General features: G+C 66.3%; 13 protein-coding genes and 2 pseudogenes. 6 read left to right on the top strand and 9 right to left on the bottom strand.

Annotated features, from left to right (window positions below; translation table 11 throughout):
• Window positions 1-52: 52 nt before the first annotated feature.
• From XCSCFBP4642_RS0113280 to ptsP, 3 genes are all read right to left on the bottom strand, one after another.
• The gene (locus tag XCSCFBP4642_RS0113280; protein ID WP_029220222.1) at window positions 53-1,789 is read right to left on the bottom strand and encodes a PTS fructose transporter subunit IIC; all 1,737 of its coding nucleotides are present in this window, start codon (window positions 1,787-1,789) and stop codon (window positions 53-55) included.
• A 151-nt stretch (window positions 1,790-1,940) separates the two neighbouring features.
• Window positions 1,941-2,897, bottom strand: coding sequence for a 1-phosphofructokinase (gene pfkB, locus XCSCFBP4642_RS0113275; RefSeq protein WP_029220221.1), 957 nt, complete (start codon window positions 2,895-2,897; stop codon window positions 1,941-1,943).
• Window positions 2,894-5,410: a phosphoenolpyruvate--protein phosphotransferase gene (ptsP, locus tag XCSCFBP4642_RS0113270; RefSeq protein ID WP_029220220.1), complete on the bottom strand. Its 2,517-nt coding sequence runs from the start codon at window positions 5,408-5,410 to the stop codon at window positions 2,894-2,896. Before ptsP ends, pfkB begins: the two co-directional genes overlap by 4 nt.
• A gap of 159 nt (window positions 5,411-5,569) precedes the next feature.
• Here ptsP and XCSCFBP4642_RS0113265 point away from each other — a divergent pair, with 159 nt between their 5' ends.
• Window positions 5,570-6,565, top strand: a complete 996-nt coding sequence (locus XCSCFBP4642_RS0113265) for a LacI family DNA-binding transcriptional regulator (protein ID WP_029220219.1) — start codon at window positions 5,570-5,572, stop codon at window positions 6,563-6,565.
• A 185-nt stretch (window positions 6,566-6,750) separates the two neighbouring features.
• Here XCSCFBP4642_RS0113265 and XCSCFBP4642_RS29445 read toward each other — a convergent pair.
• Window positions 6,751-6,965: pseudogene (locus tag XCSCFBP4642_RS29445) on the bottom strand (hypothetical protein); the annotation flags it as partial.
• 23 nt (window positions 6,966-6,988) lie between these two features.
• Here XCSCFBP4642_RS29445 and XCSCFBP4642_RS0113255 point away from each other — a divergent pair.
• On the top strand, window positions 6,989-7,729 hold the full coding sequence (locus XCSCFBP4642_RS0113255; RefSeq protein WP_029220218.1) for an IS110 family RNA-guided transposase: 741 nt from the start codon (window positions 6,989-6,991) through the stop codon (window positions 7,727-7,729).
• A gap of 235 nt (window positions 7,730-7,964) precedes the next feature.
• Here XCSCFBP4642_RS0113255 and XCSCFBP4642_RS0113250 read toward each other — a convergent pair whose 3' ends face one another.
• From XCSCFBP4642_RS0113250 to XCSCFBP4642_RS0113240, 3 genes are read right to left on the bottom strand one after another with little or no spacing between them, the layout of a single operon-like run.
• The gene (locus tag XCSCFBP4642_RS0113250; protein ID WP_029220217.1) at window positions 7,965-11,135 is read right to left on the bottom strand and encodes a multidrug efflux RND transporter permease subunit; all 3,171 of its coding nucleotides are present in this window, start codon (window positions 11,133-11,135) and stop codon (window positions 7,965-7,967) included.
• 12 nt (window positions 11,136-11,147) lie between these two features.
• Window positions 11,148-12,455, bottom strand: a complete 1,308-nt coding sequence (locus XCSCFBP4642_RS0113245; protein WP_029220216.1) for an efflux RND transporter periplasmic adaptor subunit — start codon at window positions 12,453-12,455, stop codon at window positions 11,148-11,150.
• A 14-nt stretch (window positions 12,456-12,469) separates the two neighbouring features.
• The gene (locus tag XCSCFBP4642_RS0113240) at window positions 12,470-13,129 is read right to left on the bottom strand and encodes a TetR/AcrR family transcriptional regulator (RefSeq protein WP_029220215.1); all 660 of its coding nucleotides are present in this window, start codon (window positions 13,127-13,129) and stop codon (window positions 12,470-12,472) included.
• A 277-nt stretch (window positions 13,130-13,406) separates the two neighbouring features.
• Between XCSCFBP4642_RS0113240 and XCSCFBP4642_RS0113235 the strand changes: the two genes are divergently transcribed.
• The 4 genes and pseudogenes from XCSCFBP4642_RS0113235 to XCSCFBP4642_RS30790 all read left to right on the top strand — a co-directional run bounded on the left by XCSCFBP4642_RS0113235 (window position 13,407) and on the right by XCSCFBP4642_RS30790 (window position 20,466).
• A complete protein-coding gene (locus tag XCSCFBP4642_RS0113235) occupies window positions 13,407-18,416 on the top strand; it encodes an NAD-glutamate dehydrogenase (RefSeq protein WP_029220214.1) in 5,010 nt (1,669 codons plus the stop codon).
• A 520-nt stretch (window positions 18,417-18,936) separates the two neighbouring features.
• A complete protein-coding gene (locus XCSCFBP4642_RS27105) occupies window positions 18,937-19,233 on the top strand; it encodes a hypothetical protein (protein WP_084624811.1) in 297 nt (98 codons plus the stop codon).
• 312 nt (window positions 19,234-19,545) lie between these two features.
• Window positions 19,546-20,265 (top strand): annotated as a pseudogene (locus tag XCSCFBP4642_RS24790) (IS5 family transposase); the annotation flags it as partial.
• 54 nt (window positions 20,266-20,319) lie between these two features.
• Window positions 20,320-20,466 carry a transposase gene (locus tag XCSCFBP4642_RS30790; protein ID WP_425480195.1) on the top strand — a complete coding sequence of 49 codons (147 nt, stop codon included), beginning with the start codon at window positions 20,320-20,322 and terminating at the stop codon, window positions 20,464-20,466.
• A gap of 198 nt (window positions 20,467-20,664) precedes the next feature.
• Here the strand turns inward: XCSCFBP4642_RS30790 and XCSCFBP4642_RS0113220 are convergent, their stop codons facing one another.
• Entirely contained in the window at window positions 20,665-22,092 is a 1,428-nt protein-coding gene (locus tag XCSCFBP4642_RS0113220; protein WP_029220211.1) for a DHA2 family efflux MFS transporter permease subunit, read from the bottom strand.
• Window positions 22,093-22,564: 472 nt separating this feature from the next.
• Window positions 22,565-23,557 carry a response regulator gene (locus XCSCFBP4642_RS0113215; protein ID WP_029220210.1) on the bottom strand — a complete coding sequence of 331 codons (993 nt, stop codon included), beginning with the start codon at window positions 23,555-23,557 and terminating at the stop codon, window positions 22,565-22,567.
• Window positions 23,558-23,589: the final 32 nt, after the last annotated feature.

Raw genomic sequence — 23,589 nt, 5'->3', positions numbered from 1 at the left:
GGGCGTCCGGCGCGTCGGATGCGGCGGCAGATGTCTGCCGCCGCGGGGTGGCTCAGGCGACGACGTCGGCCACCGGTTTCTTGAGCACGCGCAGGGCGATGGCGGTGACCACCACGCCGGCCAGCAAGGCCAGCACATACATCGCCAGGTGGGTCACGGCATTGGGGATCAGCAGCACGAAGATGCCGCCATGCGGGGCCTTCAGTTCGGCGCCGACCGACATCGAGATCGCGCCGGCCACGGCCGAGCCGATCACTAATGCCGGAATGGTGCGCAGCGGGTCGCGCGCGGCATACGGGATCGCCCCTTCGGTGACGAAGGCCAGCCCGAGCACGCCGGCTGCGGTGGCCGTGCCGCGTTCTTCCACGGTGAAGCGATTGCGGAACACCCAGGTCGCCAGCGCGATGCCCAGCGGCGGGGTCATGCCTGCCACCATGGCGGCGGCCATCGGGGTGTAGACCTGGCTGGCGATCAGGCCGGTGGAGAACGCGTAGGCGGCCTTGTTGACCGGCCCGCCCATGTCGAAGGCCATCATGCCGCCGAGCAACAGGCCCAGCAGCAATGCGCTGCTGCCCTGCATGCCGCGCAGCCAGGCGGTGAGCCAGGCCAGCAGGTCGGCCACCGGTTGCCCGAACACGTACATCATCGCAAGGCCCACCAGCAGGGTGCCCAGCACCGGCAGGATCAGCACCGGCTTGAGCCCTTCCAGCGTGCGCGGCAGTTTGATGTAGCGGTTGAGCGCGGCCACGCCGTAGCCGGCGATGAAGCCGGCAATGATCCCGCCGAGAAAACCGGCGTTGAGGTTGGCGGCGACCAGCCCGCCGATCATGCCGGGCGCGATGCCGGGGCGGTCTGCGATGGAGTAGGCGATGTAGCCGGCCAGCGCGGGCACCATCAAGGTAAAGCCGGCCTTGGCGCCGATCTGGAACAGCGACCAGGCCAACGTGCCTTGGTGCGCGTCGTCGCCGGCATAGATGCCGCCCAGCGCAAATGCCAGCGCGATCAGCAGGCCACCGGCAGTGACGAACGGCAGCATGAAAGAGACGCCGGTCATCAGGTGCTTGTAAGCGCCGGTGCGGGTGTTGCCCTTGCTCGCGGTGGTGCTGGCAGCGGTGCCGGCAACTGGCGTTGCGCCGCCCTGCACGCTCGCCTCGGCCAGGGCCTTGTTGATCAGCGCCGGGCCGTCGTTGATGGCCGGCTTGGTGCCGCTCTTGAACACGCGCTTGCCGCCGAAGCGGGCCAGGTCCACTTCGCGGTCGGCGGCGATGACAACGACATCGGCCGCGCGGATTTCATCGTCGGTGAGTGCGTCCTGCGCGCCCACCGAGCCCTGGGTTTCCACCCGCATCTGGTAGCCGAGTTTCCTGGCGGCCTGCTGCAGGCCTTCGGCGGCCATGAAGGTGTGCGCGATGCCGGTGGGGCAGGAGGTGATCGCGACGATGCGTTTGCTGCTTGCGCCGCCTGCGCCAGACGATACGCCCGCGTCGGCAGGTGCGGCGAGCTGGCTCAGCGCGGCGGCCGGGTCGTCCAGTACCGCGCCCAGGCTCAGGCGCACCAGCTGTGCCTCGCCGAAGCGTGCGGTGTCGGCATCGGTGTCGCCCACCACCAGCACCTGGGACGCGCCGCTGGCGAGTTCGCCCGGCAATGCGCCGAGCACGCCCTGGTCGCTGCGGATTTCGATCGTTACGCTGCGCCCGGCGGCGGTGGCCGCGCGGCGCAGCGCTTCGGCCGCCAGAACGGCTTCGGTGCTGCGTTCGCCAGCGGCGATGACCACGATGGAAGAGGACATGGCAAAACTCCTGCTGTGTTGCGGTCGCCGGTGTTGTCGGCGGGGGGAATTTCAAGCGTTATGCGTGGCGGTGACGCGCGATCTGCCGCGGTCTGCAACTGCCAGCCCGACGGCCACCTGGGTGCACGCATCGGGAGTGGCGAATGGCGGCTCATGACAGCATTTCGATCACGACGTCGGTTGCGGCGCGGCGCACGCCCTCTGGTGTAATCCGGCGCGCGTCGCCGCTTTCCAGCCGGCACATCGAAAACGCCGTGGCCAGCCGTGCGCACTGCTCCAGCGTGGTCGCGGCATCGAGCGAGGCGGCGGCCAGACCGGCCACCATCGCATCGCCTGCGCCCACGCTGCTGCCCTGGGCCAGCCGCGGCGGGCGGGCGATCAAGCGCTGGTCGCGCCGTACGAACAGGGCGCCGTCGGTGCCCATCGAAATGACCACCAGCTGGATGCCGCGCGCGATCAGTTCGTGCGCGGCGGCGCTCAGTGCGGCGCGATCGTGCAACGGCCGGCCGGTCCAGGCTTCGAGCTCGTGTCGATTCGGTTTCACCGCGTACGGCAGTGCATCGCGCGCGGCGCCCAGCGCAGCCACCAGCGGCATGCCGCTGGTGTCCAGCAGCACGCGCGCACCAGCGGCGCTGGCCTGGGCCTGCAATTGCGCCCAGCTGTCGTCCGGTAGCCCGGCCGGCATGCTGCCCGACAGCACCACCGGCAAGCCGGGGCGCAGCAGCGGGGCAAGGTGATCGGCCACGCTTTGCAGATGCGGCGGGCCCAAGCGCAGGCCGGGTAGATTGATGTCGGTGGTGTCGTTGCTGCGCGCTTCCACCAGCTTGAGATTGGTACGGGTTTCGCCGGCCACGCGCTGGCAGTGGTCGACGATGCCGCGCTCGCGGAACAGCGCTTCGAACACGCCGGCATTGCCGCCGCCGAGCACGCCGAGCGCGGCGACATCGCTGCCCCAATCGGCCAGGCACGCGGCCACGTTGATGCCCTTGCCGCCGGCATCGTTGCGCACGCTGCTGGCGCGATGCACGGCGCCGGGCTGCAGGCTGTCGAGCTGGATGGTCTGGTCGATCGCCGGGTTCAGCGTGACGGTGATGGCCTGCAGGCTCATGCCTTGTCCTCGCGCTGCGCTTCGAGTGCGCGCACTTGCTCGGCGGTTTCGCAGTTCAACGCCTGCTCTGCCAATTGCTGCAGCGTGCTGAGCGCAGTGCCACGCAGACGTGCCTTCACCGCCGGGATATCGTTGGGCGTCATCGACAGTTCCTGCACGCCCAGGCCGGCCAGCAGGCTGGCGCCGAACGGATCGCCGGCCAGGCCGCCGCACACGCCGACCCAGCGGCCGTGCTTGCGCGCACCTTCGATCGTGCTGCGGATCATGCGCAGTACCGCTGGATGCAGGCTGTCGGCCTCGGCGGCCAGTTCGGGGTTCTGGCGATCGATCGCCAGCACGTACTGGGTGAGATCGTTGGTGCCGATGGAGAAGAAGTCCGCGTGGCGCGCCAGCACGTCGGCCTGCGCGGCGGCGGCCGGCACTTCGATCATGATGCCGATCGGCACTTCGGGCGCGTCCAGCTCGGCGCGGATGCGCGCGCAGATGTGGCGCAGCGCGATCAGCTCCGGCACCGAGGTGATCATCGGGAACATGATCGACAGCCGCGCACCGTCCCTGGCGGCGCGGTACAGCGCACGCAGTTGCGGCTCCAGCAGGTCGGGGCGACGCAGCAGCAGACGCGCGCCGCGCACGCCGAGGAACGGGTTTTCTTCGTCCGGCAGTTCCAGGTGCGCCACCTGCTTGTCGCCGCCGATATCCAGCGCCCGCACGATCAGCGGGCGGCCATCCAGTGCCTGCGCCATCGCCAGGTAGGTCTGGTACTGCTCGTCTTCGCTGGGCGTGCTGCCGCTTTCCAGGAACAGGAACTCGGTGCGCATCAGACCCACGCCTTCGGCACCCTGGGTCAGCGCCATCGCCACCTGGTCGGGCAGATTGACGTTGGCGCCGATGTCGATGTGGTGACCGTCGGTGGTTTCGGCAGGCAAGGCGCGCTGCGCGGCTTCGCGCTCGCGGATCGCCTGCTGTTCGGCGATATGCGTGCGCGCGGCGTCCAGATCCAGCTCGGACGGGTTGATGTACAGGCGGCCGCTGCTGCCGTCGATGATGGCGGTGACGCCGTCCTCGATATCCAGCAACTGGCCGCCGGCCGCGACCAGCGCCGGCAGGCCGAGCGTGCGCGACAGGATCGCGGTGTGCGAGGTCGGGCCGCCCTGCGCGGTGGCCAGGCCAAGCACGCGCGCGGTGTCCAGGTTGGCGGTGTCCGACGGCGACAGGTCGCCGGCCAGCAGGATGCAGGGTTGGTCGGGCAGGTCGGTGAGGCCGGCGCCAGCCGCGGCCGGGTCCAGCTGCGCCAGTACGCGGCGGCCGACATCGCGCAGGTCGGCAGCGCGGCCGGCCAGCACCGGGTTGCCCAACGCGGCCAGGCCGGAGGCAATCTGTTCCACCGCCTGGTGCCACGACCACGCCACGCCATGGCCTTCGACCATCAGCTGGCAGGTGCGGGTGATCAGGTCGGTGTCGTTGAGCAGTTCTGCCTGGGCCTTGAAGATAGCCGCATCCGAGGCACCGAGACGGCGCTGGGTATCGTCCTGGATCGCCGCCAGCTGCTGGCGGGTGCGGGTCAGTGCGTCGTGCAGCAGCGCGCCGCCATCGCCCAGGCCAACCGGTTGATCGGCCACCTCGGTCTGCGCCGCGCGCAGCCGGTGCACGATGCCGATCGCCACGCCCGGGCTGGCGCCGATGCCGACAATGGCTGGCTGCGCCTGCGGCGGGGTCCAGCCGATGACTGGCGCGGCGCGGCGTTGTGCGGCGCGTTCGGCGTCGGCCTTTTCCTGTGCGGTGAGGCTGTCCATCACCGCACGCAGGCGCGTGAGCAGGGCCGCGGCATCGCCGCCTTCGGCCGAGACGGTGATGCTGTCGCCCGCACGCAGGCCCAGCTGCAGCAGGCCGACCAGGCTCTTGGCATCGGCGGCCTGGTCGCCGGCGCGGACCTGGGCGCGGGCGCCGAAGCCACGCGCGGTTTCAGCCCAGCGGGTGGCCGGGCGCGCATGCAGGCCGCTGGGGTAGGCGATGGTCCACTCGAAGCGTTCGGCCAGGTCGGTGGCCGGTGCGGCACTGGTGTCCGGGGCGCGGTCGCCGGTGAGGGCGGCCACGATCACGCCGGGGTCGTCGGTGGCGAACAACGCCTCCAGCTGCGCAGGGTCCTGGATCAGCCGGGTCAGCCGGCGCAGCAGGGTGATATGGGTGTCGGACTGCGCAGCGATGCCCACCACCAGCCGGGTGGTCTGGCCGGGGTTCCATTCCACGCCTTCGGGCAGCTGCAGCACCGCAATGCCGTCGCGGCGCACCAGATGGCGGTCTTCGCCCACGCCATGCGGGATCGCCAGGCCGTGGCCAAGGAAGGTGTTCGCCAGGCCTTCGCGGCGCCGCATGCTGGCGTCGTAGCCCGGCGCCACGCAGCCGGCGGCAACCAGCAGCTGCGCCGCCTGGGCGATGGCGTCGTCCTTGTCGCGGGCGTGCGCTCGCAGGCGGACAAGCTCGGGGGTCACGGGGGCAAGCGGCGGAGAGGACAAGGCGGGCTCCGGGTGGGATCGGGCTGGGAAGTATAGTGGGAACGTTCCCACACTCCAGGTCAATGTGCGGTGCACAAAACCAAGTAATGCTTTCAGGTTAGGATCGGGGTCACGAGGCGCCTGGGTTCAGGTGCGGCATATGGAGCGGGAACGGTCCCAGTGAGTATCAGCATCAACGACGTGGCCCGGGTGGCCGGGGTGTCCAAGTCCACGGTGTCGCGGGCGCTGGGCAGCGGCCCGGTGAGCGAGCAGGTGCGCGCCAAGGTGGAAGCAGCGGTGCGCCAGACCGGTTATCGGCCCAATCTGATGGCGCGACGGCTGCGCTCGCAGCAGTCCGGCATCCTCGGGGTGATCGTGGCCGACATCCGCAACCCGTACTTCACCGCCCTGATCCGGGCCGTGGAAGAGGTCGCCTACAAGGCCGGTATGCGCGTGACCCTGTGCAATACCGATGAAGATCCCAAGCGCGAGGCGCTCTACCTGGAGCTGATGCAGGAAGAGCGCATCACCGGGCTGATCTTCGCGCCGACCCGCGTGACCGTGGGGCGCATGCATGAGCTGTCGCTGGATTACCCCACCGTACTGGTGGACCGTGCCGGCCCCGGCAGCCGCTACGACAGCGTGGTGCTGGACAACGCGGCGGCGATGGCCGAACTGGTGGCGCATCTGCAGGGCCAGGGCTATCGGCGCATCGGCGGGCTGTTCGGCAGCACCAGCACCACCGCGGCCGAGCGCCGCGACGGCTACCTGGCGGCGATGCGTGCGCAGAGCCTGTCACCGGACTACCGCGAAGTGGCGCCGACTGCCGAAGCGGCGATCGCCGAGCTAGCCCATTGGCTGGCCAGTGACGACCGCCCGGAAGCCATCGTCACCAGTAACAGCCTGCTGCTGATGGGCGCGCTGAAGGCCGCACGTACCGCCGGCCTGCGCCTGCCGCAGGACCTGGCGCTGGCCGGCTTCGACAACGAACGCTGGACCGACCTGGTCGAACCCGGCATCACCGTGGTAGAACAGCCGGTGGAAGACATGGGGCGCGCAGCGATGTCGCTGCTGCTGGAACGCCTGGGCAATCCGCAGCTGCCGATTCGCCGCATGGTCATGACCGGGCGTTGCGTGGTGCGTGGTTCTACCGGCGCACGCGTCGCGAGTGTGTAGGGTCGACGGCGCGAGACTGTCGGGTGCGGTGGGTTTGACGGTCATGCGTTCTCGCCCGGGGCGCTCCTACAAAGATAGCCGTCTACCGCGCGTTGCAGACCTGCGCGATGCCGGCGAACCGGAGGCGGCACGTCGGGTGATTGTTCGGGCCATCGCACCGATCACTGCAACCCGGCCGCCCACCGCACTCTCGTAGGAGCGCACCCGGGCGCGACGGGCGTTATCGGGGCCGCACCGTGCGCACGCGCCATGTCCAGTTCTGCGCCTTGACCGCTTCATCGTATTGCTTGGCGAGCGCATCGGCCTGAGTTTCCTTGGCCTGCGCCTGCGCCTGCGCGCTTGCCTGCGGCTGACGCTGCGCCTGGCGGTCGGTACAGCCACTCACTGCAGCGACGCACAAGCCTGTACGCGCACGGCTACCGGGTGTGCGTACTCAATCCAGCGCAGGTGGCGCTGTACGCGCGCAGCCAGTTGCAGCGGGTCAAGACCGACCGCAGCGACGCGAAGCTGATCGCCAGCTACGGCCTGCGCCATCGTGACCAACTGCGTGCCTGGCCCCCCGATCCGCCGGCCCTGAAGACGCTCAAGGCGCTGGTGCGCCGCCGCGATGACCTGCTGCAGATGCTGCAGATGGAACGCAACCGGCTGGAGGTTGCGCAGGCGGATGTACAGCCCTCGATCCAGGGCCTGATCGACCATCTGCATGCCCGCATCACCGAGATCCAGCAGGCCATCGACGACCACATCGACCAGGATCCGGACCTGCGCCAGCAGCGTACGCTGCTGACCAGCATCGACGGCATCGGTGACATCAGCACCGCCCTGCTGCTGGCCGAGTTGGGTCCGATAAACCGCTTCACCGACGCGGCTGCGGTGACGGCCTTTGCCGGCCTGAACCCGCGCCTGCACGAATCGGGCAGGTATCAGGGCAAGGTCTGCATCTCCCGCACCGGCTCGGCGCGGCTGCGCGCCGGACTGTACATGCCAGCCCTGGTGGCCATGCGGCATAACCCGGTGGTTACCGCGCTCAAACAGCGTCTGCATGCCCGCGGCAAGCACGGCAAGCAGATCGTCTGTGCCGCCATGCGCAAGCTGCTGCATCTGGCCTACGGCGTGCTCAAATCCGGCACCGCGTTTGACCCGCAGAAGGCCCTTGCCACATGAGGGGCAAGACGGTATCTACGACGGCGTGGCGGTTGTCGCGGATCGCGCCGTGCGGGTCCTGTCGAAGCACGCCATGTCACCAATCCCCGCAACTCCGTAGGAGCGCACCCGGGCGCGACGGGCGTTACCGGTGCAGCCCGTCGCGCCCGGGTGCGCTCCTACGAGACATGACTGCAGCGCAGCCAAAAAAAAGCCCCGGCACTGCCGGGGCTTTTCGTTCTGCGCCGTATCCGGATCAGCGATCCGGACGGTGCGAGCCCGAGTCGTTTTGTGCGACCAGATATTCCTTGGACTGCTCGTCCAGCTTGTCGCCCAGCATGCGGCGCACCACCACGAAGAACAGCGGGATGAAGATCACGCCGAGCACGGTGGCGAACACCATGCCGCCGATCACGCCGGTGCCGATGGAGTGACGCGAGTTGGCGCCGGCACCGGTGGAGATGGCCAGCGGCAACACGCCCAGGATGAACGCGAACGAGGTCATCAGGATCGGGCGAAAGCGCAGGTGCGCCGCTTCCAGTGTCGCCTCGCGCAGGGTCTTGCCCGCTGCCCGCTGCTCCACCGCAAATTCCACGATCAGGATCGCGTTCTTCGCCGCCAGACCGATCACGGTGATCATGCCGATCTTGAAGTACAGATCGTTCGGCAGGCCGCGCAGCATCGAGAAGATGATCGCGCCCAGCACGCCGATCGGCACCACCATCAGCACCGCCACCGGAATCGACCAGCTCTCGTAGAGTGCAGCCAGGCACAGGAACACCACCACCACCGACAGTGCAAGCAGCAGTGTGGCCGCGTTGCCGGCGATGATTTCCTGGTAGGACATGCCGCTCCAGTCGAAACCGAAGCCCGGTGGCAGATCGTTGTTGACGATCTCTTCCATCGCGTTCATCGCCTGGCCGGAGCTGCCGCCGGGCGCCGGATTACCGACGATGTTGACCGCCGAGTAGCCGTTGTAGCGGTTCAGCGCCGGCGAGGCGTAGGTCCATTCGGCCTTGACCACATTGCTCAGCGGAATCATGCCGGGCTGGCCATCCGCGTCGGTGGCGGTGCTGCTGGGGCTGAAGAAGTTGCGCAGCGATTCGGGGCCGGTGCGGAACTGGTCGTCGGCACGGATGTTGACGCGCTTGATGCGGCCTTCGGCGAAATAGTCGTTGACGTACACCGGCGCCAGCATCAGCTGGATCAAGCTATAGATGTCGCTGACTTCCAGACCCATCGACTGCGCCTGCACGCGGTCCACATGCAACTGCAGCTGCGGCGAGTTTTCCAGGCCGTTCGGGCGCACGCCCACCAGGGTGTCGGCTTTCTGCGCCGCCTTGCTCAGCACAATGTTGCGCGCCTGGGTCAATGCCTCCTGGCCTGCACCGGAGCGGTCCTGCAGCCACATGTCGAAGCCGCCGAACTGGCCCAGACCCTGCACGGTGGGCAGGTTGACCACGAAGATCTGCGCACCCTTGATGCCGTAGAAGGCACCGTTGAGCTGCTGGATCAACTGATCGGCAGTAACGTCGCGCTCGTCCCATGGCTTGAGCCGGATGAAGCCCATGCCGACATTTTCGCCCGAGCCCAGGAAGCTGAAGCCGGCGATCTGCAGCATGCCTTCCACGGCCGGCTGCTTTTCCAGCACCGCGCGCATCTGCGCAAACGCTTCATTGGTGCGGATCTTGGTGGCACCCGGCGGCAGCTGCACGATCGCCACCGCAAAGCCCTGGTCTTCTTCGGGCAGGAAGCTGCCCGGCATGCGGGTGAACAGGAAGCCGCACAGCACCACCAGCACCACGAACACGATCATCCACGGCGGCGAGCGCTTCAGCGTATGACCCACCACGCCGACATAGCGATGTGCCAGCTTGTCGTAGTACTTGTCGAAGGTGCGATAGACCCAGTTCTTCTTGTCCGAATGGGTGGCCTTGAGGAAGCTGGCGCACAACGCCGGCGTAAAGGTCAGCGCCAGGAACGCGGAGAAGCCCATCGACATGGCGATGGTCAGCGCGAACTGCTTGTAGATCGCACCGGAGGCGCCGGGCTGTAGCGAGGACGGGATGAACACCGCCGCCAGCACCACGGTGATGGCCACCACCGCGCCGGTGATCTGGGTCATCGCCTTCTGCGTGGCCGCCTTCGGCTCCAGGTGCTCCTCGCTCATGATGCGTTCGACGTTCTCGATCACTACGATCGCATCGTCCACCACGATGCCGATCGCCAGCACCATCGCAAACAGCGTCAGCTGGTTGATGGTGAAGCCGATGGCGTACATGCCGAAGAACGTGCCCAGCAGCGCCACCGGAATCACCAGGGTCGGGATGACCGTGGCGCGGAAGTTCTGCAGGAACAGCAGCATCACCAGGAACACCAGCACGATGGCTTCTGCCAGCGTGTGCACCACTTCCTCGATGGAGATGCGCACGAACGTGGTGGACTCGTACGGCGCAAACCAGGTCACGCCCTGCGGGAAGGTGGGCTGCAGCTCGTCGAGCTTGGCGCCCACGGCCTCTGACACGTTCAGTGCGTTGGCACCCGGCAGCAACTGGATGCCGAAGGCACCGGTGGGCTTGCCGTTGTACTGGGTGTCGAAGCCGTAGTTGCTCGGGCCCACGGTGACGCGCGCGACGTCCTTCAAACGCACGGTGGCGCCATTGTTGTCGGTACGCAGGATGATGTTTTCGAACTGCTCGGGCGAGCTGAAGCGGCCTTCCGCCGACACCGTGGCGGTGAAGCTGATGCCCTCAGGCGTGGGGTCGGCGCCGACCGAACCGGCAGCGAACTGCACGTTCTGGTTGCGCACGGCGGTCAGCACCTGGGTGGCCGACAGGTTGTAGCCCTGCAGCTTCTCCGGGTTCAACCAGATGTTCATGGCGTACTCGGCGCCGAACTGGTTGGTACTGCCGACGCCGGGAACGCGCGAGATCTGTTCGAGCACGCGCGAACCGACGATGTCGTTGAGCGCATCGCGGTCGATCGATGGGTTGTCCGAGCGCAGCGCCGCAACCATCAGGAAGCCGGCGTTGGCCTTGGCCACCACCACACCTTGCTGGGTCACTTCCGAGGGCAGGCGCGGCGTGGCCAACGACACTTTGTTCTGCACCTGCACCTGCGCGATATCCGCGTCGGTGCCGGTTTCGAAGGTCAGCGTGATGGTGACGCGGCCGTTGGCGGCCGAGGACGAGTTGAAGTACAGCAGGTGGTCGATGCCGGTGAGCTGCTGTTCGATGACCTGGGTCACCGCCTTTTCGGCAGTGTCGGCGCTGGCGCCGGGGAAGTTGGCGGTGACGGTGACCTGCGGCGGGGCGATCGTCGGGTACGACTCGATACCCAGATTCAGGATCGAGATCACGCCCGCAAGCGAGATCAGGATCGCCACCACCCACGCAAAGACCGGGTGTTCGATAAAAAACTTAGGCATGTCCGGGTTCCGTCACTGCTGCTTGGACTGGGAGTCGGCCGGCTGCGCGGCCGCGTCCTGCTTGGGCTGGGTCTGAGTGGCTGGGGCAGCGGCATCGGCGGGATCGGCCGCGGGTGCGCCCTCCGCCTTGCCGGCCTGGCCGGCGGCCGGTGCCGCACCCGGGGCACCGGGCTGCGCACCGGCGGCCGGCTTGTTCGGATCCCACGGCACGCCCTTGGCCGGCTGACCTTCCTTGGCCTTCTGCACGCCGTCGACGATGACCTGGTCGCCCGGTGCCACACCGCCGGTCACGATCCACTGGCCCTTCTGCTGGCCATCCACGGTGAGGTTCTTGCGCACCACCTTGCCGTCCTTGCCCAGCACCAGCGCATAGGCGCCGGTTGCATCGCGCTGCAGCGCCTGCTGCGGCACCAGATAGGCATTGTTGCGCTGCCCCAGGCTGGCCTTGAAGGTCACGAACGCGCCCGGCAGCAACGCCAGCTCGGGGTTGGGCAGGGTGGCGCGCAGCGACACCGCGCCGGTGCCCGGGTCCACCGTCACCGCCGACACGTCCAGCGTACCGGGGTGCGGGTACTGCGTGCCGTTGCCCAGTTCCACGTTGATGGTGGACTTGCCGTCGCCGCTGAGCTGCACGTTGCCGCTGCTCTGCGCCTGACGCAGCGCGGCCAACTCCTCGCTGCTCATCGCGAAGTTCACGTACAGCGGGTCGATCTGGTCCACGGTGGTCAGCAGGGTGGCCTCACCGGCACCGACCAGCGCGCCCTCGGTGACGCGCTGGATCCCGGCGCGACCGGTGATCGGCGAGGTGACGCTGGCGAAGCTGAGCTGGATCCTGGCGGCCTGGACCGCACCGCGCGCCTGCTGCACGCTGGCGCCAGAAGAGCGCTCGGTGGCTTCGGCGCTGTCGATGTCGGCGCGTGACACGTATTGCTGCGGCGCCAGGCTGCGCGCACGCTTGGCGGCGATCTGCGCGTTGGCATAGGTGGCCTCGGCGGCGGCCAGCTGGCCCTGGGCCTGCAGCAGCGTGGCCTTCAGCGGTTCCGGGTCGATCTGGAACAGTGGCTGGCCTTCCTTGACGTCGGTGCCTTCGGTGTACAGGCGCTTGAGCACCACGCCGTCGACGCGGGCGCGCACGTCGGCCGAGCGGAACGCCGACAGGCGGCCCACCAGGTTGCGCTCCAGCGGCAGTGTCTGCGGCTTCATTTCCAACACCGACACTTCCGGCGGCGGCGGCGCCTGCTGTTGTTCGGGCTTGCTGCAGGCAGAAAGCGCCACGGTGATGGCCAGGGCCAGGCCGAAGGTGCGGAGCGGGGCAATCATCAGGAGGAACTCCGTTAGGGTCTTGACGTGAGAAGGGGGAGCGGGGCCAGCGCGGGCGCGGCGCTGGCCGCGGCAAACGCCCGCAAAAAGGTGTCGACGGCGAACTGCGCCCACTGCTGCCTGGCGGCAAGGCCGGCGCGATGGGGAACCTGGAAGCGTTGGCGATCGAAATCCAGCCCCACGATCATGCTCAGCAACAGCTCGGCCATGAAGTGCGGATCGTCATGGCGCAGCCGCCCGGCGGTCATCGCCTGCTCGAAGCGATGCGCCAGGCGCTGCTGCATGCCGACCACGCCCTCGTGGAAGATCTGCTGTGATTGATCGGGGAACCGGTGCGACTCGGCCTCCACCAAACGGCAGGTCTGTAACACATCCGGGCTGTTGAGACGGTCAAGATGCGCCAGCGCAAACGCCAACAGATCGTCGCGCAGGTCGCCCGAGGCGGCGCCCAGCGGGACCGTGGCCAAGTGCACATGGTCCTGCAGCACGTCGCGCAGCAGGTTTTCTTTACATCCGTAATAACTGTAGAGCGTCTGCTTGGAACATCCCGCGCGCTCGGCCACCGCGTCCATGCTCAGTCGCATTCCGCGCTCGGCAAGTAAGGTCTGCACGGCAGCGTGGATGCGGCGGTCGCAGTCCGATCGCCGGGCAGCACGGGGGGAACGAGGGGTCATGGATGTAGACTATACCGTCCAGTTTAGTTTTTAAACAGCCTTGATGATCGTAGTTTGCTCTGCGCAACGCCTTGTGTGCCAAGCCTTGTGCAGGACTTTGCCGGATCTGGCGATCCAGCGCCCGGCTGGCTCGTGCTGTGAGGCAAAACTACAGAGTCACAGCGCTTTGACTCCATGCCGCGTCCGCTGGGTGCGGTGCATTTGCGCTATGCAGCAAGGCGTTATCACGGTCCATCGGTACAATTCAGGTTTTCCACCGAGCATTCCAGCTCTACTCATGACAGCCAACAAAGCCGCTTCGAAATCGTCCACGACGTCGGTCAAACCGGTCGCCGAACGTGCCGTCCCCGTGCTTGCCACCGAACCGCAGGCGGTCACCTTCGAGCCGGTGTTTGCCGCGTTGCGCAAGCGCTACCCGGCCGCCCGCCAGGCGGAGGTCCAGGCGTTCGCCGCCGACTTCTACCGGCGCATGGAGGAAGACGAATTCCCGAGCCACCCGCCCGAGCAGTGGGCAGCGCTGGCGTCGGACATGCTGGAGTTCGCGCGCAGCCGCAAGGCCGGCACGGTCAATGTGCGGGTGTTCAACCCCACCTTGAAGAGCCACGGCTACGAGTCGCCGCACACCTTGCTGCAGATCGTCAACGACGACATGCCGTTCCTGGTGGACTCGGTCAGCATGACCCTGTCGGACCTGGGTATCGGCGTGCATGTGCTGGGCCACCCGGTGCTGCGCATTGCGCGCGACAAGTCCGGCAAGCTGACCGCGGTGGGCGAGGGCAAGAGCGAGTCGCTGATGGTGCTGGAGATCGACCGCCAGCCGGCCGATGAAATGCCCAAGGTGGAAGCGGCGGTGCGCAAGGTGCTGGGCGAAGTGCGTGCCATCGTGCACGACTGGGCCGCGATGCGCGAAAAGATGGTGATGCTGGCCGACGACCTGGCCACCCGGCGCCTGCCGATCGACGACATCAGCCGCCACGAGGCGCAAGAATTCCTGCGTTGGGCCGCGTCCGACCATTTCACCTTCTTCGGCTATCGCGAATACCGCGTGGAGAAGCAGGGCGGGCAGGACGTGCTGGCACCGGTGGAAGAATCCGGGCTGGGCCTGATGCGCGGTCACGACACCTCGCCGGCACGCCCGGTCACCACGCTGGCGGCGCATGGCCTGAATGCCTCGTCCAAGCTCAAGGACGCATTGATCCTGACCAAGACCAATGCACGTTCGCGCGTGCACCGGGTTGGTTACATGGATTACATCGGCATCCTGGAGTTCGACGCCAAGGGCCGCATCGTCGGCGAGCAGCGCTTTCTTGGCCTGTTCACCTCCAGTGCCTATAACCGCCGCCCGTGGGAAATCCCGCTGGTGCGCCAGCGCCACGAATACGTGATGAGCAAGTCCGGGCTGACCCCGAGCAGCCATAGCGGCAAGGCCTTGCGCCACATTCTGGAAACGCTGCCGCGCGAAGAGCTGTTCCAGTCCAACGAAGAAGAGCTGTACCGCACCGCGATCGGCATTCTCGGCCTGCAGGAGCGCGTGCGCAGCCGCATGTTCCTGCGCCGCGACAAGTACAGCCGCTTCATCTCGGCGCTGGTGTACATCCCGCGCGAGCGCTTCAACACCGATGTGCGTCTGCGTATCGAAGCTTTGTTAAAAGACGCCTTGCATGGCGAATACATCGACTCGTCGGTGGTGCTGGGCGAATCGCGGCTGGCGCAGCTGCATCTGATCGTGCGGCCCAAGAGCGGCGAGGCGCTGGAATTCAACACCACCGAGCTCGAATCGCGGCTGGCGCATCTGCTGCGCAACTGGCGCGATGCGCTGCGCGAGGCATTGGTCGCCCGGCATGGCGAAGCCAATGGCCTGCGCATGGCGGCCAACTTCGGCCGCGCGCTGCCGGCCGGCTATATCGAAGATTCGTCGATCGAATCGGCGGTGTCCGACGTCGAACACCTGGCAACGCTGGATGGCCCGGATGACCTGCATCTGAGCCTGCAGGACATCCGTCGCGACGATGGCATGCGCCTGGATGCCGGCGAAGGGCTGCGCCTGAAGCTGTATCGCCAGCTCGATGACATTCCGTTGTCCGATGCGATGCCGATGATGGAAAACATGGGTCTGCGCGTGATCTCCGAGCGGCCATATCGGCTGCAGGTGGGCGAAACGCCGGTCTATATCCAGGATTTCGAGGTCGAATCCACCGCCGGCAGGATCAATGCAGCCAGTGCCGATGCCAGCTTCGGCGAAGCGTTCGAGCGCATCTGGAACGGCGATGCCGAAAACGACGGCTTCAACCGCCTGATCCTGGCCGCCGGCCTGCACTGGCGTCAGGTCGCGCTGCTGCGCGGCTACTGCAAGTATCTACTGCAGACCGCGGTGCCGTTTTCGCAGGCCTACGTCGAAGCCACGTTCGCCCGGTACCCGTTGCTGGCACGTTTGCTGGTGGAACTGTTCGAAGCGCGCTTCGACCCGTCCACCGGCTCGGAAACCAAGGCACAGATCTTCGCCGGCCAGGAGCGCCTGCGCGAAGAACTGTCCGCACTGGCAGGGGGCGACGACGCTACCTTGAAGGCACTGGAGCCGGTGCTGGAGGCACGCGGCAGCGACCGCGCCGCGCAGCAGGAGGCCACGCGCGCCACCTTGCTGAAGCTGATGGACCGCGTCTCCAGCCTGGACGAAGACCGCATCCTGCGCAGCTTCATCGACGTGATCGATGCGACCTTGCGCACCAATTATTATCAGACCGATAAACAGGGAAAGCACGGCCACTGCATCAGCTTCAAGCTGGATTCGGCGCTGGTGCCGGACCTGCCCAAGCCGCGCCCGTACCGCGAGATTTTCGTCTACGGCCCGCGCGTGGAAGGCGTGCACCTGCGCTTTGGCGCGGTCGCGCGCGGTGGCCTGCGCTGGTCGGACCGCCGCGAGGATTTCCGCACCGAGGTGCTGGGGCTGGTCAAGGCGCAGATGGTGAAGAACACGGTCATCGTGCCGGTCGGCGCCAAGGGCGGTTTCTACGTCAAGCGCTCGCCGGTCGGCGGCGATCGCGATGCGATCCAGGCCGAAGGCATCGCCTGCTACAAGCTGTTCATCCAGGGCCTGCTCGACATCACCGACAACATCGTCGGCGGCAAGATCGTGCCGCCGCCGCAGGTGGTGCGTCACGATCAGGACGACCCGTATCTGGTGGTCGCTGCCGACAAGGGCACGGCCACGTTCTCCGACATCGCCAATGGCCTGGCGCTGGATCACGGCTTCTGGCTGGGTGATGCGTTCGCCTCTGGCGGCTCGGTGGGCTACGACCACAAGGGTATGGGCATCACCGCGCGCGGCGCGTGGGAATCGGTCAAGCGCCACTTCCGTGCGATGGATCGCGATTGCCAGAGCCAGGATTTCAGCGTGGTTGGCATCGGCGACATGTCCGGCGACGTGTTCGGCAACGGCATGCTGCTCTCAAGGCATATCCGCCTGCTGGCGGCATTCGACCACCGCCACATCTTCCTGGACCCGACCCCGGATGCGGCGGTCTCCTTCGCCGAACGTGAGCGCCTGTTCAAGCTGCCGCGCTCCAGCTGGGCCGATTACGACGCCAAACTGATCAGCGCCGGTGGCGGCATCTATCCGCGTACGCTCAAGTCAATCGACCTCAGCGCACCGGTGCGCGAGGCACTGGGCCTGGAGGCCAACGTCAGGCAGCTTTCGCCCAACGAGCTGATGAACGCCATCCTCAAGGCGCCGGTGGACCTGTTCTGGAACGGCGGTATCGGCACCTACGTCAAGGCAGCCAGCGAATCGCATGCCGATGTGGGCGATCGCGCCAACAACGGCCTGCGCGTCAATGGCGGCGAGTTGCGCTGCAAGGTGGTGGGCGAGGGCGGCAACTTGGGCCTGACCCAGCTCGGCCGCATCGAAGCGGCGCAGACCGGCGTGCTGCTCAATACCGACTTCATCGACAACTCGGCCGGCGTGGACACCTCCGATCACGAGGTCAACATCAAGATCCTGCTCAACGACATGGTGCAGGCCAAGAAGCTGACCTATGACGCGCGCAACACGCTGCTGGCGTCGATGACCGACGAAGTGGCCGATCTGGTGCTGTGGGACAACTACCGGCAGAACCAGGCCATCAGCCTGATGGAGCGCATGAGCGTCAAGCGACTGGGCTCCAAGCAGCATTTCATCCGCACGCTGGAACTGCAGGGCCTGCTCGACCGGCAGATCGAGTTCCTGCCGTCCGATGCCGAGCTGTCGGCACGCAAGGCGCGTGGCCAGGGCCTGACCCGGCCGGAACTGTCGGTGCTGTTGTCGTATTCCAAGCTGGTGGCGTTCCAGCAGTTGCTGGAATCGGATATTCCGGAAGATCCGTACCTGTCCAAGGAATTGCAGCGCTACTTCCCGCAGCCGCTGCAGAAGAAGTACGCCGATGCGATGGAGCGCCATCGCCTGAAGCGCGAAATCATCGCTACCGCGGTGACCAACACCACCATCAATCGCATGGGCGCCACCTTCCTGATGCGCATGCAGGAAGACACCGGCCGCAGCATCGGCGAGGTGGCCAAGGCCTACACCATCAGCCGCGAAACGCTGGATGCGCGCGCGCTGTGGACGCAGATCGATGCGCTGGACGGCAAGGTGTCCGAGTCGGTGCAGATCGATGCGCTGGAAGTGATCTGGCGCCTGCAACGCTCGTTCGTGCGCTGGCTGTTGCTGCGTCCTGGCCAGATGCCGGGCATCACGGCGGCGGTGGAGCGGTATCACGGTCCGTTCAACGATATCCGCGTGGCGTCGGGCGTGTTGTCCGACACCCAGCGGCCGCTGTACGAAGCCAGTGTGCAGGAATGGCAGGACAAGGGCCTGCCGCCAGCACTGGCGCAGCAGCTGTCCGAGTTGCGCTATCTGGAACCGGCGTTCGACATCATCGAAACCGCACGCACCCGCAAGCTCAAGCCGGTGGAAGTGTCCAAGGTGCATTTTCGCCTGGGCGATGCGTTGCGCCTGCCGTGGTTGTTCGAGCAGATCGACGCGTTGGAGGTCAATGGCCGCTGGCATGCGGTGGCACGTGGCGTGCTGCGCGACGAACTGGCAGCGCATCAGCGTGCGCTGATGGGTCAGGTGCTGGGTATGCCGGGCAGCAGCGCCGAGGACAAGGTCGCCAACTGGATGGCACGCGACGACTCCAGCCTGCGCTTCACTCTGGCCATGCTGGCCGACGTGGCCGAGCAGAAGACCCTGGATTACCCCACCGTCTCGGTGGCGGTGCAGCGGCTTGGGCAGTTGGCCGCGCACGGGGTGTAATGACGTGCAGCGAGGTGATGGCGGAGCAGGTGCTTCGCCATCACCTTGGCTGAGCTGGTGCAGTTATGGAGTTGTCTGCCCATGCACAAGGCGGCCCAAGGGTCGCCTTGTTTATATGCGGAATTGCTCCGTACGATCGCGAGCCCAGTCCGTCGTCCGGGTGTGACCAATCGCGTGGTGGTCCACAGCCGGTTAGCGACGACACGCGCGCTGCCTTTCTGTGGGCATTTCTGCATGCCAGAGGCATGTCAGGCAACGCACGCGGGTAGGTGAACAATCCCGGGCTTCTTGACACTGTCGAGTAGTCCGATGAGTATCACCTTGCTGCAGTGGATCCTGCAGACGGGTGTGGAAGCCCGAAATCCAAGGCGCACGAGCGCCGGTCAACGATGGCGGTGCTCTCCACTCTCCAAGGAGATCCTTCATGCCGCGTACTACTTCTGCCCATTCGGCCACTGCCGCAACCGCCTCGCAGCCGACCGCCCACCCCGTGGCCGATCATGCTGATGCGCGTGAGGACGTGTTCTTCCGTCGCCTGTCCGAGTCACGTGGTGCGGAGGCCACCAACGGCCTCCATTGGTCTGATCTGCCGATGCAATTTGGCCTGGCTCTCAAATGCGCGCATATCGATCATTGCCTGGTCGGACTGCATGGTGTGCTGGAAGTGCTGCATGCCAGCGAGGCAGCCCGTGAGGCTGGCCAATCTGGCCTGGGGGGGCAGCTCACCGATCGCTTGCTCTACGCGTCGCGTGCGCTTACTGAATCGGGAAAAGAATCGCTCTATGCCTTGCAAGAACGTATTGCAGCTACGTCATAAGGTGCATTGCTAACGTCATTCATCGCGTCGCGCATCCTGGGTGCGCCGTTCAGAGGCTCCCAGGATGCTAAGCAAGTTCTCGTTCTAGCTCTTCATGGGCATAAGAGAAAATGCCTATCCCAACGATCTCAACCTGTGAGCAACGTACATCCCTAGAGCGTGTTATGAACTTGAGGCTTGCGCGGTTATCGTAAGCAGATGAAGCCAGCACGCCCCTATCCGACCGACGTATCCGATGAAGAATGGGCCTTCGCTGCCCCCTACTTNTAGAGCGTGTTATGAACTTGAGGCTTGCGCGGTTATCGTAAGCAGATGAAGCCAGCACGCCCCTATCCGACCGACGTATCCGATGAAGAATGGGCCTTCGCTGCCCCCTACTTGACGCTGATGGATCCGCAGGCACGGCAGCGCAAGTATGACCTGCGCTTGATGTTCAATGCGTTGCGCTGGATGGCGCGAGCCGGGGCGCCCTGGCGCTTGATTCCCCACGAGTTTCCGCCGTGGGAGGCGGTCTACCAGCAAACCCAGCGGTGGTTGCAGGCTGGCTGCTTTGAGGCCATGGTCAACGACTTGCGTTCGATCTTGCGAGTGGCGCAAGGCAAGCAGGGGCAGCCCAGCGCCGTGATCATGGATGGCCGAACGCTACAGTCCACATGCGAAAGCGGACCACGTGCTGGCTATGACGGCTACAAGCGCAAGAAAGGCAGCAAGGTGCACATGGCGGTGGATACGCTCGGCCACCTGCTAGCAGTGCAGGTCACCCCAGCCGACGAGCAGGAACGCGCCCAAGTGCGATCGCTGGCGCAGGAAGTTCAGCATGTCACGGGCGAGACGGTAAAACTTGCGTTCGTCGATCAAGGCCACACAGGCGAAGGACCAGGCGAAGCCGCGCAGGAGGAAGGTATCGAACTGCACGTCGTAAAACTGCCGGAGGCCAAGAAAGGCTTTGTATTGCTACCGCGCCGTTGGGTCGTGGAGCGCAGTTTCGGCTGGGTCAATCGATTCCGACGCCTGGCCCGTGATTACGAACGCCTGCCGGAAACNGAGGCCAAGAAAGGCTTTGTATTGCTACCGCGCCGTTGGGTCGTGGAGCGCAGTTTCGGCTGGGTCAATCGATTCCGACGCCTGGCCCGTGATTACGAACGCCTGCCGGAAACTCTGGCTGGACTCCACTTCGTCGTCTTCTCCATTCTCATGCTTGGAAATGCCGCGTCTCTACTTCAAAGTTCATAACACGCTCTAGACTCATGCCACTGGATTCAAAATCTCGGCCTAGAAAAATGACGTGCTTACCTTCATTCGCTGCCGATTTGAGCGGACCGGACTTTTGCGCGCTTTCAGCAGTTAGAACGACTGCGTCACCCGCGCGTCTAGCCAGGTCTGCATCAGTCGCTCCTGCTGGCAGGCCTGAAGGCGTTGTTCAGAGGGTCCCTAAGCCCGATGCCCGCTCATTTCCTGCCCTGCATGCTTGTCGAAGCGCACATGCCACCAGGTGGCGCTGAGCGAGATCAGGCTGACCACGCAGAAAGCCAGCGAAAAGTCCCCTTGCAGGGGCTGGGCGTGACCGCCGGCGAGCATCGCCAGGTTGAGGATCATCGCGCCAGCACAGACGCCGACCGACAGCATCAACTGCTGCAGCGTGGTGTACAGGCTGCTGGCGCGGCTCATGCGCGCGGTGGGCACGCTTTCGTAGGCGATGGTGTTGTAGGCGGCGAACTGGAACGACATGAACGCGCCGCAGCACAGCAGCAGGCCGGCCATCAGCGCCGGCGGCCAGTCGGGGCGGAACAGCGCGCATACCATGTAGCCCAGGCTGGCCAGCACGCCGTTGCCGATCAGGCTGTTGCGGTAGCCGAAGCGGCGCAGCAGCTGCGGAGTGATGCTGCGCATCAGCAGTGCGCCCAGCGCAGTGGCCAGGATCAGCCGGCCGCTGTGCGCGGCGCTGAAGCCGAAGCCGATCTGGAACAGCAGCGGCAACAGAAACGGATGCGCGCCCTGGGTGATACGCATCAACGCGCCGCCGATCACCGACAACCGGAACGAGTCGATCCGCAGCAGGGTCAGGTCCAGCAGCGGAGCGGGGTGGTGGCGTGCATGCCACAGATAGCCAATGGCCGCGCTGGCGCCGATCGCCAGCAGCCAGCTGGCCACGCCAAGACCGTCGTGCTGGCTGACCATCTCCAGGCCGAACAGCAGGCAGCCCAGCGCGGTGCCGCACAACACGAAGCCGCGCAGGTCGAACCGCGCCGGCACCGATTCGCTGGGAATCTCCGGGATGAAGCGGCGCATCAGCAGGAAACCGGCGATGCCGATCGGCACGTTGATGTAGAAGATCCAGCGCCAATCCAGATACGAGACGAAAAACCCGCCCAGCGGCGGGCCCAGCATCGGGCCGATGAAGGCCGGCACCAGCGTCCACGCCATCGCCGACACCAGGTGGCGGCGCTCCACCGTGCGCAGCAGGATCAGCCGGCCGAGCGGCGCCATCATCGCCCCGCCGGCGCCCTGCAACACGCGGGCGGCGACCATGGTGGGCAGGCTGTCGGCCAGCGAACACAGGATCGAGCCGCCGACGAACACCCAGATGGAGGCGCCGAACACCCGGCGCAGGCCGAAGCGGTCGGCGATCGCGCCGCTGGCCGGGATCAGCACCGCCAATGTCAGCAGGTAGCTGGTCATGGCAATGCTCATGGCCGGTGCGGCGACGCCGAAGTCGCGCGCCAGGGTCGGCAGCGCGGTCGCCAGCACGGTGGCGTCCATCTGCTCCATGAAGATGGCGCAGGCCAGGATCAGCGAAATGATGCGGTAATCGGGGTAGGACGGCGGCATGGCGCCGGCCTCGGACACGCTGGAGGACATCGGACTCTCGGTTGCCGGGCCACGTGGACGGCGCCGCAACGGCAGCCGGATCGGCCCGCGTCGCACGGTGTTGTGCGGCGCAACATGGCTATTGTCCGCGGGTGTGGGGTGGGGTTCAAGCGCACGTGGGTAACAGTGCGTGCTTGTCGGTGCAGACGCGGTGGTCTGGTGGCGGGTGTTGGCGTGATGCAAAGGTTTCGGCTAAGCGGCCGGTGATGAGGCGAGCGCGCGATGGCGATATAGGATGCGCGAAGTGATGCATCGTCGGCATGTTCTCCCCCCAGCTACCCGCACCCTCATCCGGCGCTGCGCGCCACCTTCTCCCGAAGGGAGAAGGATCAAGATGCCGCACGCGGACAGGGATCGCCCCTGGGGAAAGCCGCTCTCCCTGCGGGAGAGGGGGTGGGGTGAGGGTGCGGCGGAAGACAGCCAGCCTGACATCGCGAACGGGCACTTGTCTGAGCTCCCCAAATCAGCGCTGTGGCATCGGGCTGTCCCAGGCGTCCTTGATCTGCAGGATCTGCGGCAGCGCTTCGCGGAAATGCAGCACCAGGCGTGGTTCCAGCTGCTTGCCGGACATGCTTTCCAGCTTGCGCATGGCGTCTTCCACCGTCCACGGCGCCTTGTAGGCGCGCCGCCCGCACAGCGCGTCGAACACGTCGGCCACTGCCACGATACGTGCAGATTCGGGAATGGCATCGCCGGACAATCCCTTGGGATACCCGCTGCCATCCCAGCATTCATGATGATGCAGCGCGATTTCCGCGGCCAGCTGGAACACCGGCCCGCGTCCGTGGCGCAGCAGGTCGTGGCCGGCCTGCGGATGCTGCCGCACCACCGAGCGCTCGTGCTCGTCCAGCGCATCGGGCTTGTGCAGAATGCTGCCGGGCACGGCGATCTTGCCGGCGTCGTGCAAGGGTGCGGCATCCTGCAACAACTGCGCCTGCTGCGGCGACCAGCCCGCCGCTTCGGCCAGCACGCAGGCATACGCGGCCATGCGCCAGATATGTGCGCCGGTGTCCACATCCTGGCCCTGGCCGGCGGTGCCCAGCAGATGGATGGCATCGCGGTAGTGCTGCGCCAGGCGCCCGCATTCGGCCAGTTTGAGCTGGGTGCCGATGCGGGCCTTGAGCAGCGCGGGCGAGTAGGGCTTGCTGACGTAATCGGCGGCGCCCGCCTCCAGCCCGGCGCGTTCGTCGTGCGCGCTGTTGCGCGAGGTGACGAATAGGATGGGGATGGCGCTGCTGGAGGGCTGTTGCTTGAGCGTGCGTGCCACCGCGTAGCCGTCCATGTCCGGTAATTCCACGTCCAGCAGGATCAACGCCGGGCAATGCCGGCTCACTGCTTCCAGCGCTTCGCCACCCGATTTGGCATATACCAGCGGAAAGTCGTCGCGCAACAACTGGCGCAGCGTCGCCAGGTTGCTGGACTCGTCGTCGACACAGAGCAGGGGACGGGACGGCATGGAGAGGTCCTTGCAGCAGGCGCGGGAGATCG

Origin of the sequence: Xanthomonas cassavae CFBP 4642 (assembly GCF_000454545.1) — a bacterium.
Classification (GTDB): Bacteria; Pseudomonadota; Gammaproteobacteria; order Xanthomonadales; family Xanthomonadaceae; genus Xanthomonas; species Xanthomonas cassavae.
This window is presented reverse-complemented; position numbering and strand designations above follow the sequence as displayed.